The sequence below is a fragment of the Conyzicola sp. genome (genome assembly GCF_057073975.1).
Genome location: NZ_JBXMIS010000075.1, coordinates 1 through 12555 on the forward strand (window position 1 = coordinate 1; position 12555 = coordinate 12555).

Below are 12555 nucleotides of genomic sequence, written 5' to 3' on the forward strand. Positions count from 1 at the left end.
AGGCGTCGCGGCCCTGGTCGAGCACGTAGCCGCGGTCGCAGATCTGCAGGCAACGGCGAGCGTTCTGCTCGACCATGATGGTCGTGACGCCCGCCTTGTTGATCTCCGAGACGCGGATGAACGCCTCGTCCTGGCGCACCGGCGAGAGCCCGGCGGATGGCTCGTCGAGGAGCAGCACCTGCGGGTCCATCATGAGAGCGCGCGACATCGCGACCATCTGACGCTCTCCGCCCGAGAGCGAGCCTGCGCGCTGCTTGAGGCGCTTGCCGAGCTCCGCGAAGATGCCGGTGACGAACTCGAGGCGCTCCTCGTAGATCTTGGGGTTCTGGTAGAGCCCCATCTGCAGGTTCTCCTCGATCGAGAGCGAGGGGAACACGTTGTTGGTCTGCGGCACGAACCCGACGCCCTTGCCGACGAGCTTGTCGGCGGCGAGACCGGTGATGTCCTCGCCGTTCAGCGAGATGCTTCCGCCGCGAATCTTGACCTGCCCGAAGATCGCCTTGAGCAGCGTCGACTTGCCGGCGCCGTTGGGGCCGATGATGCCGATGAGCTCGCCCTTGGCGGCCGTGAGGGAGCACTCGTTGAGGATGTTGACGCCGGGCAGGTAGCCCGCCGTCAGCTTGTCGACCTTGACGACGAGGTCGGTGGCGGTCTGTGCAGCAGTGTCGCTCACTTCGAGCTCTCCTTCTTGGCGCGCTTCGGAGCCTTGGTCGGCTCTGGCTCGACCTCGTCGGCCTCGGCAAGGCCTTCGGCGGTGATCTCGTCGGCCGTGATGCCGACCGTGGCGTTCGGGTCGATGTGGCGGCCCGTCACAACGCCGAGGTCGGTGTCGATGTGGGCGCCGAGGTAGGCGTCGATGACCGCCGGGTCCTTCATGACGATGTCGGGTGGCCCCTCAGAGACGACGCGTCCCTCTGCCATGACGACGACCCAGTCGGCGATGTGGCTGACCATCTGCATGTCGTGCTCGACGAAGAGCACGGTCATGCCCTCCTTCTTGAGGTCGAGGATGTGGTCGAGCAGCGACTGCGTGAGGGCGGGGTTGACGCCTGCCATCGGCTCGTCGAGCATGACGAGCTTCGGCTCGCTCATGAGCGCGCGGGCCATCTCGAGCAGCTTGCGCTGGCCACCGGAGAGGCTGGCGGCGTAGTCGCTTGCCTTGGTGTCGAGCTTGAACTTCTCGAGCAGCACCATGGCGCGCTCCTCGATCTCCTGGTCCTGCTTGCGCCAGATGAACGGGAAGAGGCTGCGGAAGAGTCCTTCGCCGGCCTGGCCCTTCGCCCCGAGCTTCATATTGTCGAGCACGGTGAGAAGGCCGAGGGCCTTGGTCAGCTGGAAGGTGCGAACCTGCCCGAGCCGGGCGACCTTGAACGCGGGAACGCCGGACAGCGACGTGCCGTCGAAGGTCCACGAACCCGTGTTCGGCTTGTCGAAGCCCGTCAGCAGGTTGAACAGCGTGGTCTTGCCCGCGCCGTTCGGTCCGATAAGGGCGGTGATCGCGTTGCGGGGGATCTCGAGGTGGTCGACGTTGACGGCTGCGAGTCCGCCGAAGGTGCGGGTCACGTTGTCGGCGACGATGATCGGGTCGACCTTGGCCACACCTGGCTTGATCTCGCCGGTGTGGAGCCCGGTCGACTTGACCGGGGCGCCCGACGTTGGCTTGGCGCTACTTGACAAAGGTCAGCTCCTTCTTGTTTCCGAAGATGCCCTGGGGCCGGAAGATGACGATGAGCATGAGGGCGACTCCGACGAGGATGTACCGCAGCGACGCCGACTGCACGAGCGTCATGCCGGGCAGCAGGCCGTTGTTGATGAGCGCCGGCAGCACGTTGGAGAGGAACGCCTGGATGACCCAGAAGATCACCGAGCCGATGATCGGCCCGAAGATCGTGGCAGCACCACCGAGCAGCAGGATCGTGTAGAGGAAGAACGTGAGGCTCGTCACGTAGACACCCGGGGTCACCGCCGACGGCAGCGCGAGCACGACACCGCCGAGCGCGCCGAAGATGCCGCCGATGATGAGGGACTGCATCTTGTAGGCGAAGACGTTCTTGCCGAGGGCGCGCACGGCATCCTCGTCCTCACGGATTCCCTTGAGCACGCGGCCCCACGGGCTGCGCATGAGCAGGAACACGATGAGCGCCGCGAGCGCGACGAGGATGATGCCGAAGACGCGCACCCAGAGCTGGTTCGCCGTCCATACCCACGGCCCGAAGCCCGCACTGCCCTCATAGGTGAAGGGGTTCGCCGCCCGGAATCCCGCGTGGTAGTTGCCGAGGCCGTCAGCCGAGTTGGTGTACTCGTCGAACACCTGCGTTGTGAATAGCAGGCGCACGATCTCTGCCGCCGCGATCGTGACGATGGCAAGGTAGTCGGCGCGAAGGCGGAGCGTCGGGATTCCGAGCACCACCGCGAAGGCGACGGCGGCGAGGATGCCGACGAGGATTCCGACCCACCACGGCAGCCCGAAGCTCAGGATCGAGATCGCGTAGCCGTATGCACCGAGTGCCATGAAGGCCGCCTGGCCGAAGTTGAGCAGGCCGGTGAAGCCGAAGTGCACAGAGAGGCCGATGGCCGCGAGCGCGTAGGCGATGGTCTCCGGCGCGAAGAGGAACGCGGCCGTGTTGTTGAGTATCTGTCCCCAGTCCATGCTGCTGGCCCTAACCTATTCTCTCTTTGCGCCCGAGGATGCCCTGAGGCCTCACGAGCAGGACGAGGATGAGCACGACGAGCGCGCCAACGTACTTGAGGTCTGACGGAATGAAGAGCGTCGAGATCTCCACCAGCAGGCCGACGACGAGCGAACCGACGAGAGCGCCGAGAGCGGTGCCGAGACCACCGAGCGTGACAGCCGCGAAGATGAGCAGCAGGATGCCCGCGCCCATGTCCCACTTGATGCCGGGCCGGAAGTACGCCCACAGGATGCCGGAGAGGCCAGCGAGGGCCGCCGACAGGATCCAGACGATGCGGATGACGCGGTCGACGTCGATGCCGCTCGCCGCTGCGAGTGACGGGTTGTCGGAGATCGCGCGAGTCGCCTTGCCGATGCGGGTGCGCAGCAGCCAGAACGCGACCGCGAGCAGCACCACGATGCTGATCGCCATGCTCACGAGGTCGATAACCGAGAGGGAGATCGGGCCGAGGAAGTCGACACTGGCACCGCCCGCGCCCGGCAGCTGCTGGGTGTCGCCGCCGAAGAAGTACTGGAAGATGTAGCGCAGCGCGAGCGAGAGGCCGATGCTCACGATCATGACCTGAACGAGGCCGACGCCCTTCTTGCGAAGCGGCTTCCAGATGACGAAGTCGAGGGTGAAGCCGAAGACGGCGCTGAGGGCGACGGCGATGGGGATGCCGATCCAGATCGGCCAGCCGAGATAGGCGGTGCCGCTGAAAACGAGCCCCATGAGCGCGCCGAAGGTGACCATCTCGGAGTGAGCGAAGTTCGACAGCCCCGTGGTGCCGAAGACGAGCGAGACGCCGATCGCGGCGAGGGCGAGCATGAGGCCGAAGTTGAGGCCGTTGGCTATGCGCTCACCGAGCTGGTCCCAGACGCTGGTGACCTCCCGTACTCCCTCACCGAGGAAGAAGTTGACGGACTTGTTCTTGGTGAGGCCGAACTCCGCCTTCTTCGAGGCGCCGCTGGCATCCTCGTCGGTGACGATCACGCCCTTCGGAAGGGTCGACTCGTCGATGGTGATCGTGTACTCGGCCTTCTCAGGCACGCCGATCTTCCACTTGCCCTCGGCGTCAGTCTCGACCTCTGCCTGGTAGCCGTTGCCATCGACCTTGATGAGTACGTCTTCGAGCGGCTCGCTGTTGTACTTCACGTTGCCGCTGAAGATGTAGTCGTACTCGTCGGTGCCGATCTCGTCGGCGCTGGCCGGTGTGGCCGTGCCGGTGATGGCCATGAGCGCCAGTACTGCGCCGAACAACGCGACGATCGCACGCTTTCTGCGCTGGTTAGTCCTTCGAGCGACTTCCACGGAACCTCCAGTTGAACCGGTAAAAAACCGGGAACCTCGCGCATGCTGGCGCAGCGTCGACATTGACCCTACTTTCGATTTGTGTCACCTGTGTTTCGGGCGGTGCCACTAATCCAGTGCTGGCTATTATGCGCGTGGAATAGGTGGCGGCATAACCGGTTAATATTGGATACCGGTATTCAGCGCGGCATCCCGGGTCTAATTACTTGCAGAAGGCTCTACCCAAGGGGACTCATGGACCAGCCCGACCCGTTCGGCTTCATCGGCCTGACCTACGACGACGTCATGCTCCTGCCGGGGCACACCGACGTCATTCCGAGTGAGGCAGACACGACCTCACGGCTGACCCGCAACATCTCGGTCTCGGCTCCTCTCCTCTCCGCTGCCATGGACTCGGTGACCGAGTCGCGCATGGCGATCGCGATGGCCCGCAACGGCGGTCTCGGCATCCTGCACCGCAACCTGTCGATCGACGACCAGGCCGCACACGTCGACAAGGTCAAGCGCAGCGAGTCCGGCATGATCACGAACCCGGTGACGACCACGCCCGACGCGACCGTCGCAGAGGTCGACGCGCTCTGCGGGCAGTTCCGGGTGTCGGGCCTTCCCGTCGTCGAGGACGACGGCCGGCTCGTCGGAATCATCACCAACCGCGACATGCGCTTCGTCTCCCCGTTCGAGAAGGCGACGACGCTCGTGCGCGACGTCATGACGGTCTCACCGCTCATCACCGCCCCGGAGGGCATTGACCCCGATAGCGCCGTCGCGATCTTCGCGCAGCACAAGATCGAGAAGCTCCCGCTCGTCGACGCCGAGGGCCGCCTGCGCGGTCTCATCACCGTCAAGGACTTCGAGAAGGCCGATAAGTACCCGAATGCGACGAAGGATGGCGAGGGCCGCCTTCGCGTCGGCGCGGCTATCGGCTTCTTCGGTGACGCCTGGGAACGCGCCGTGGCCCTCAACGAGGCCGGAGTGGATGTCATCGTCGTCGACACCGCCAACGGCGACTCCGCAGGTGTGCTCGACATCATCCGCCGCCTCAAGGCCGACAAGGCATTCAGCCACGTCGACATCATCGGCGGCAACGTCGCCACCCGCTCCGGAGCCCAGTCGCTCGCCGAGGCGGGAGCGGATGCCATCAAGGTCGGCGTCGGCCCCGGCTCGATCTGCACGACCCGCGTCGTCGCCGGTGTGGGCGTTCCACAGGTGACCGCGGTCTACGAGGCCTCGCTCGCCGCGCGCGAGTTCGGCGTGCCCGTCATCGCCGACGGCGGCCTGCAGTACTCGGGCGATATCGCGAAGGCACTCGTCGCGGGCGCGGAGACCGTCATGCTCGGCTCCCTGCTCGCCGGCACCGACGAGAGCCCGGGCGACCTCGTGTTCGTCAACGGCAAGCAGTTCAAGAACTACCGCGGCATGGGCTCGCTCGGCGCGCTGCAGACCCGCGGCAAGAAGACCTCGTACTCGCGCGACCGCTACTTCCAGGCCGACGTTCCCTCTGACGAGCAGCTGATCGCGGAAGGCATCGAGGGCCAGGTTCCATACAAGGGCGCCGTGTCATCCGTGGTCTACCAGTTGCTCGGCGGGCTTCGCCAGTCGATGTTCTACACCGGCGCGCGCACCATCGACGAGCTGCGCCAGAAGGGCAAGTTCGTGCGCATCACGGCTGCCGGGCTGAAGGAGTCGCACCCCCACGACATCCAGATGGTCGTGGAGGCGCCCAACTACCGTCGCTAGCCCTCCGTGCCCATAGCTCCAGCTAGGGGCTCGGCGCCCCAGTTGCAGCGTGCGGGTTGAGACTCCTTCTGGGTCCCCCACACTCGGCACCTGGAGTGGTTCGTCCACGGTTGCCGATGGGGAGCCTTGTGCGACAGACGAGGTCGTCATCCTCGGTGAATGGATTTCACCGCGTTAGCCCGTGACAGCATCATCTACTCGTCGGAATTGGCACGGCTCGGAGGCAATCCGAGCGAGCTGCGCACGTTGCTCAAGCGCCGCCAGCTCGTGCGCATTCGGCGCGGCGCCTATGTGAGCCGAGACGCGTGGGAGGCTCTGGATGACCGTGGCCGCCACATAGCGCGGGTGCGGGCAGTCGTCGCCGACCACCAAACGCCCGCTCTCGTGTGTGGTGTTTCCGCTGCGGCTCTGCACGGCTTCCCACATCGCGGAACGCTTCCCACCGAAGTCACTCTGCTCAGGTCGCAGGCGAGCGGGGGGAAGACCGAACCCGGCGTTCGCCAGACTTCTGCAGGTGGAATGCCAGCTGCCTGGGATGTCGTCGGCGGAATCGAGACCACCACGGTCGCCCGCACGACCCTCGATCTCGCGAGAACCCTGGACTTCGCCGATGGTGTTGCCTGCACCGATTGGGCGCTCCGCTCTGGCGGAGTTTCGAGGGACGAGCTGTTCGACGAGCTGGAGCGCACTCGATTCCGGGCGGGGAGGGCGCGCATCCGGCGTGTGCTCGACTTTGCCGTTGACGTCTCTGGGTCGTATGGGGAGTCGATGGCCCGTGCCGTCATCCATGAACTGGGATTCGAGCCGCCTCTGCTTCAGTACGAGTTCGTTGATTCAGATGGCTCGCTATTCACCGACTTCTACTGGCCCGGCGTGAAGGGGGTGGCCGAGTTCGACGGCTTCATCAAGTTCTCAAACCCGGAGTTCACCGATGATGACCCCGTGCGCGCCCTGTGGAGGGAGAAGCGAAGGGAGGATCGTCTGCGAAGGCAGGTCTCGGGTGTGGCTCGCCTGGTGTGGGATCACCTTCTCGCCCCGCCGACGCTCGCAGTGGAGCTCGAACGCATCGGGATTCCTCGGGGACCCAGAAACACGCTCATGCCGCGCGTTGCTTCTGGGGCGGTGAGGTCATAGCTGGAGCTACGGGGGAGGAAAGGAGCTGCCGGTAGGCTGGCGGGGTGAGTGATATCGAGATCGGCCGCGCCAAGCGTGCCCGCCGTGCGTACGCCTTCGACGACATCGCGATCGTTCCGAGCCGCCGCACCCGCGACCCGCACGATGTGTCGGTGACGTGGACGATCGACGCATACAACTTCGACATCCCGGTCATCGCGGCCCCGATGGACTCCGTGGTCAGCCCAACCACCGCCATTGCCATGGGCCGGCTCGGCGGTCTCGGCGTGCTCGATCTCGAGGGCCTCTGGACCCGCTACGACGACCCGGAGCCGGTGCTAGCCGAGATCCGCGAGCTCGCAGCCGACGACGCGACGAAGCGCATGCAGCAGCTCTATGCGGAGCCGATCAAGCCGGAGCTGATCAAGGCCCGGCTCGCCGAGATCCGTGCGGCGGGGGTGCCCGTCGCCGGCGCACTGAGCCCGCAGCGCACGCAGGAATTCCACCAAACGGTCGTGGATGCCGGAGTAGACCTCTTCGTCATCCGCGGCACCACCGTCAGTGCAGAGCACGTGAGCAAGAACACCGAGGCGCTCAACCTCAAGCAGTTCATCTACGAGCTTGACGTTCCGGTGATCGTCGGCGGTGCAGCCACCTACACGGCGGCGCTGCACCTCATGCGCACCGGCGCCGCTGGCGTGCTCGTCGGCTTCGGCGGCGGCGCGGCGAGCACCACGCGATCGAGCCTCGGCATCCACGCTCCGATGGCAACAGCGGTGGCGGATGTCGCCGGCGCCCGCCGGGACTACCTCGACGAGTCGGGCGGCCGCTACGTGCACGTCATCGCCGACGGCGGACTCGGCTCGAGCGGCGATATCGTCAAGGCGATCTCGGTCGGTGCCGACGCCGTCATGCTCGGCTCGACCCTCGCCCGCGCGACGGATGCCCCCGGCGGAGGGTGGCACTGGGGTGCAGAGGCGCACCACAGCGAGCTGCCCCGCGGCAACCGGGTGGCGGTCGGCACGATCGCCTCTCTCGAGCAGATCCTGTTCGGCCCGTCCACAGTTGCGGATGGAAGAGTGAACATCATCGGGGCGCTGCGGCGCTCGATGGCGACCACCGGCTACTCCGACCTCAAAGAGTTCCAGCGCGTCGAGGTCGTCGTCGCCCCGTACCACCGCAGCTAGTCCACGAAGGAACCCGACATGGCGCAGAAGTCCGTCACCCGCTCGAACAAGCTCGGACCAGAGGAGCGGGACGCGGCGATCGCGGTGCTCAAGGTCAAGGAGCTCGACATCCTCGTGATCGGCGGCGGCATCGTCGGCACGGGCAGCGCGCTCGACGCCGTCACCCGCGGGCTGAGTGTCGGCATGGTCGAGGCGCGGGACTGGGCCAGCGGCACATCCAGTCGCTCCTCCAAGCTCGTGCACGGCGGCATCCGCTACCTCGAGCAGCTCGACTTCCGGCTCGTGCGCGAGGCCCTCATCGAGCGCGGCCTGCTGCTGCAGCGCATCGCGCCCCACCTCGTCAAGCCGGTGCGCTTCCTCTACCCGCTCACCAAGCCCGTCTTCGAGCGCCTCTACATCGGCGCGGGCATGCTGCTCTACGACCTCTTCAGCTACACCGGAGGACGCCCTCCGGGAGTGCCGCATCACCGTCACCTCACTAAGCGGCAGATGCTGCGCGCGATGCCGTCCCTCGATCCGAACGCCTTCGTTGGGGGCCTCGCCTACTACGACGCGCAGGTGGACGACGCACGGTACGTCGCCAACCTTGCCCGCACGGCATCCTTCTACGGTGCGCACGTCGCCTCGCGCGTGCGCGTCGAGGGCTTCCTCAAGGTCGGGCAGCGCGTCGTCGGTGTGACGGCGCACGACCTCGAGACGGGCGAGCGCTTCGAGATCCGTGCCCGCCAGGTCGTCAACGCCACCGGAGTCTGGACAGACGACACCCAGTCGATGGTGGGCGAGCGCGGCCAGTTCAAGGTGCGGGCATCGAAGGGTGTTCACCTCGTCGTGCCCCGCGACCGGTTCCAGTCCAAGCTCGGGCTGCTGCTGCGCACGGAGAAGAGCGTGCTGTTCGTCATTCCGTGGGGTCGGCACTGGCTCATCGGCACGACCGACACCGACTGGAACCTCGACAAGGCCCACCCGGCAGCAACCGCGGCCGACATCGACTACATCCTCAACCAGGTGAACCGCGTGCTCGCCGTCAACCTCACGAGGGAAGACGTCGAGGGCGTATACGCGGGCCTTCGGCCGCTGCTCGCCGGCGAGAGCGACCAGACCTCCAAGCTGAGTCGCGAGCACATCGTCGCGCACAGCGTTCCCGGTCTCGTCGTCGTCGCGGGCGGCAAGTGGACCACCTATCGAATCATGGCGAGGGATGCGATCGACGAGGCCGCTGCGGCGCTCGACGGCAAGATCCCGGCCAGCACCACCGACGACATCGCCCTGCTCGGAGCGGAGGGCTACCAGGCGGCGTGGAACAAGCGCTCCAAGATCGCTCGAGCCTTCGGGGTGCACAAGGTGCGCATCGAGCACCTCCTCGACCGCTACGGCGTCATGACCGATGAGCTGCTCGACCTGCTGCGTGAGCACCCGGAGCTCGGTGAGGCGCTGCCGGGTGCCGACGACTACATCGCGGCCGAGGTCGTCTATGCGGCGACCCATGAGGGTGCCCTGCACCTCGACGACGTGCTCGCCCGGCGCACGCGCATCAGCATCGAGGCGTGGGACCGTGGCGTCTCTGCCGCTCCCGTTGCCGCCGAGCTCATGGCCGGCGTGCTCGGCTGGGATGCCGCGCGCACCGAGCGAGAGGTGGCGATCTACCTCAAGCGCGTCGAGGCAGAGCGGGCAAGCCAGGAGCAGCCGGATGACGCCTCCGCCGACCGCGTGCGCCTCGAGGCACCCGACATCGTCTCCGCCTAGCGCAGCAGCGGCCAGCGGGCAGCACCGCAGGCTTCGCCAGCGGCGGACGGCGAGCCCAGCCATACCCCCGCGGGTAGAGTTGAACGCATGGTTGACGTACGTCGCGTGAAGCTGCCCGGTGTCGGCGTTCTGCACACCTTCGTCACGGATGACGGCGGCAAGGTCGGCGTTATCACCCACCGCTCTGGGCACAGCGACCTCATCACGTTCGCCGACTCGGAGAACGCCTCCGCAGAGAGCAAGGTGTCCCTTCGTCTCGACGAGGATGAGGCGCACACCCTCGCAGAACTGCTCGGCGGCACGAAGATCACCGAGGGCCTCTCGAGCCTCGACGCGATCCCCGGGCTCTCGATCGACTGGTTCACCGTCGACTACGAGGACCACATCGCCGGTCAGCAGCTGGGCAACCTCGCCAACCGCGGCGTCGTCGGCCTCACGGTGGTCGCGGTGGTTCGCGGGGAGTCAGCCAACCCCGCCCCTGCCGACGACTTCAAGGTTTTTCCCGGTGACACCCTGGTCGTCGCCGGCTCGCCGGAGAAGGTCGCCAAGGCCTTCGCGTTCTACCGCACGGGCGTCATGAAGACGAAGACAGCCGCCGAGTCCGGGGGCTAGGCGTGCATCTCGGTGAAGAACTCCTCGTCCTCGGACTCCTGTTCGTCATCGCGTATGTACTAGGAAGACTCGGCAAGCTCATCGGGCTGCCGGCCATTCCGATCTACATGCTCGTCGGGCTCCTCGCGAGCCCGTACACGGGGTGGTTCCCGCTCAACTTCGACTCCGCCGACGTCGAGCTCGTCGCGGTGTTCGGCCTCATCCTGCTGCTGTTCAACCTCGGGCTCGAGTTCGATCAGGACGCCTTCTTCGGCAACGTCAAGGCACTGCTCCTCTCTGGCGGCACCCGCATCGTCATCAACTTCGGCATCGGGTTCGGCTTCGGGATGTGGGTCGGCTGGGGCACGCGCGAGGCCCTCATCATCGCGGGAATGACCGCGACATCCTCGAGTGCGATCGTGACGAAGCTGCTCATCGAACTGCGGCGCCTTGCCAACCGGGAGACTCCCGTCATCCTCGGCATCGCGGTGGTGGAGGACGTCTTCATCGCGCTCTACCTGGCGATCGTCACCGTGATCATCAGCGGCGAGACAGAGCTGTGGCCGATCGTGCTCAAGCTGTCGATCTCGTTCGGGTTCCTCGTGGTGATGTTCGCGCTCGCGAGGTTCGGCGGTCGACTGATCTCCCGCCTCATCCAGACCAAGGACGACGAGCTCTTCACCATCCTGTTCTTCGGTCTCGCCGTCGCCTTCGGCGGCATCGGCGAACTGCTCGGTGTGTCAGACGCCATCGGCGCCTTCCTCATCGGCCTCGTTCTCGGTGCAACGCGGTTCCGCGCGCGCATCGAGGCACTCGCCCTGCCGATGCGGGATGTCTTCGCCGCCTTCTTCTTCCTCAACTTCGGCCTCGCCCTCGACGTCTCCCAGTTCGGCGGCGTGGTCTGGCCCGTGATCGCAGCTGTCGTGATGACCCTCGTGATCAACACGGCTGGCGGCCAGCTCATCGCCTACTTCAACAAGCTCAGCGCAGCAGAGGGCATCAACGTCAGCGCGATGCTGCAGAACCGCGGGGAGTTCGCGCTCATCCTCGCCACTCTCGCCGCAGCCGCGGGACTCGACGAGCGGCTCACGCCATTCGCCGGCCTCTACGTGCTCATCATGGCGGTCATCGGCCCCGTGCTGACCGTCAACTCCGAGCGTTTCGGTGCGGCGCTGTTCCGCACGAAGAAGCGTGCGGTGAAGGCACCAACGCGCGACCGTATTACAGAGGAGAACATCGCCCTCGTCGAGGCGGCGACGGCTGGCCTCGAGTCGGTCGCGCAGGAGGAGGAGACCGACATCGCGGTCGACCGACTCGTGGAGCAGGCGATGCAGCAGTCCGACGACGACTCGCCCCGCGGTCGCCAACGAGACCCGGAGTACTAGCAGATGTCAGTCTGGACCGTCGCACGCCAGCCCCGCTGGATCGGTGCCCTCGTCGCCACCCTCGCCGTCGCCGCGGCCTTCGTACTGCTCAGTCAATGGCAGATCTCGCGCAGCATCGAGCAGGCGACGGTGATCGAGCGCCAGACGGAGCAGGTGGTGCCCCTCGAGTCGGTCGCCACACCGCAGCACGGCGTGACCTCGGAGTCATCCGGCCAGCGCGTCGAGGTCGACGGCGTGATCGTGCCAGACGACATCAGCGTCATCTCCGGCCGCCTCAACCACGGCTCCGAGGGGTACTGGGTCACCGCGCACGTTGTCACGGCCGATGGCGCGAGCCTCGCGATCGCAGCGGGATGGACGCAGAGCGAGGATGCCGCTGCCGACGCCGCCGGCATCCTGTCCCGTTCCGGCGGCGAGCCCCTCACTCTCGTCGGGCGCTACCTGCCGAGCGAGGGCTCCTACGACGACGCCGTCGAATCGGGCGAGCGCTCGGCCATGGCGGTCGCGACGCTGATCAACGAGTGGGGGCAGGCCCCCGACACCGTCTACGGCGGTTACCTCATCGTCGGCGAGCCGCTCGCCGGGCTCGAGCAGATCGACTCACCCCCGCCGAGCACGGAGGTCACCCTCAACTGGCTCAACAGTTTTTCCCTGACTCCAAAACGCTGGATTGAAAGTACCAATGCGAGAGGGATTGTTTCCAAAACCGGGCGCTATGGAGGGACCTACGCCCACAAAGACATTGCTTTTGAAATTGCCAGTTGGCTGAGTGCTGAATTTAAGTTTTATCTGATTAAGGAGTTCCAACGTCTCAAA

The 12555-nt window shown here is 66.1% G+C and carries 11 protein-coding genes; 7 read left to right on the top strand and 4 right to left on the bottom strand.

Annotated elements, in window-relative coordinates:
- The 4 genes from AC14A7_RS06875 to AC14A7_RS06890 all read right to left on the bottom strand — a co-directional run.
- A partial coding sequence (locus AC14A7_RS06875; RefSeq protein ID WP_484007521.1) for an ABC transporter ATP-binding protein occupies window positions 1-673 on the bottom strand: 673 nt, incomplete at its 3' end.
- Window positions 670-1677: an ABC transporter ATP-binding protein gene (locus AC14A7_RS06880; protein WP_484007523.1), complete on the bottom strand. Its 1008-nt coding sequence runs from the start codon at window positions 1675-1677 to the stop codon at window positions 670-672. The genes AC14A7_RS06875 and AC14A7_RS06880, both read right to left, overlap by 4 nt.
- Window positions 1667-2650 carry a branched-chain amino acid ABC transporter permease gene (locus tag AC14A7_RS06885; protein WP_484007525.1) on the bottom strand — a complete coding sequence of 328 codons (984 nt, stop codon included), beginning with the start codon at window positions 2648-2650 and terminating at the stop codon, window positions 1667-1669. Before AC14A7_RS06885 ends, AC14A7_RS06880 begins: the two co-directional genes overlap by 11 nt.
- 10 nt (window positions 2651-2660) lie before the next feature.
- A complete protein-coding gene (locus AC14A7_RS06890; protein ID WP_484007541.1) occupies window positions 2661-3908 on the bottom strand; it encodes a branched-chain amino acid ABC transporter permease in 1248 nt (415 codons plus the stop codon).
- Between the two features lie 309 nt (window positions 3909-4217).
- On the opposite strand from AC14A7_RS06890, the gene guaB reads away from it, so the two are divergent.
- From guaB to AC14A7_RS06925, 7 genes are all read left to right on the top strand, one after another.
- Window positions 4218-5720: an IMP dehydrogenase gene (gene guaB, locus AC14A7_RS06895; protein WP_484007527.1), complete on the top strand. Its 1503-nt coding sequence runs from the start codon at window positions 4218-4220 to the stop codon at window positions 5718-5720.
- A 345-nt stretch (window positions 5721-6065) separates the two neighbouring features.
- Window positions 6066-6854 carry a hypothetical protein gene (locus AC14A7_RS06900; RefSeq protein ID WP_484007529.1) on the top strand — a complete coding sequence of 263 codons (789 nt, stop codon included), beginning with the start codon at window positions 6066-6068 and terminating at the stop codon, window positions 6852-6854.
- A 44-nt stretch (window positions 6855-6898) separates the two neighbouring features.
- Window positions 6899-8020, top strand: a complete 1122-nt coding sequence (locus AC14A7_RS06905) for a GuaB3 family IMP dehydrogenase-related protein (RefSeq protein WP_484007531.1) — start codon at window positions 6899-6901, stop codon at window positions 8018-8020.
- An 18-nt stretch (window positions 8021-8038) separates the two neighbouring features.
- Window positions 8039-9763, top strand: a complete 1725-nt coding sequence (locus AC14A7_RS06910) for a glycerol-3-phosphate dehydrogenase/oxidase (RefSeq protein ID WP_484007533.1) — start codon at window positions 8039-8041, stop codon at window positions 9761-9763.
- An 87-nt stretch (window positions 9764-9850) separates the two neighbouring features.
- Complete coding sequence (locus AC14A7_RS06915; protein WP_484007535.1) at window positions 9851-10375, top strand: cation:proton antiporter regulatory subunit; 525 nt, start codon at window positions 9851-9853, stop codon at window positions 10373-10375.
- A gap of 2 nt (window positions 10376-10377) precedes the next feature.
- Entirely contained in the window at window positions 10378-11739 is a 1362-nt protein-coding gene (locus AC14A7_RS06920) for a cation:proton antiporter (RefSeq protein WP_484007537.1), read from the top strand.
- Between the two features lie 3 nt (window positions 11740-11742).
- Window positions 11743-12555, top strand: an 813-nt coding sequence (locus AC14A7_RS06925; RefSeq protein WP_484007539.1) for an SURF1 family cytochrome oxidase biogenesis protein, incomplete at its 3' end; no start/stop codon positions are given.

Coding starts and splice junctions, on each gene's coding strand:
- AC14A7_RS06910 (WP_484007533.1), top strand. CDS start 8,039: ATGGCGCAGAAGTCCGTCACCCGCTCGAACAAGCTCGGACCAGAGGAG.
- guaB (WP_484007527.1), top strand. CDS start 4,218: ATGGACCAGCCCGACCCGTTCGGCTTCATCGGCCTGACCTACGACGAC.
- AC14A7_RS06915 (WP_484007535.1), top strand. CDS start 9,851: ATGGTTGACGTACGTCGCGTGAAGCTGCCCGGTGTCGGCGTTCTGCAC.
- AC14A7_RS06890 (WP_484007541.1), bottom strand. CDS start 3,908: ATGGCCATCACCGGCACGGCCACACCGGCCAGCGCCGACGAGATCGGC.
- AC14A7_RS06885 (WP_484007525.1), bottom strand. CDS start 2,650: ATGGACTGGGGACAGATACTCAACAACACGGCCGCGTTCCTCTTCGCG.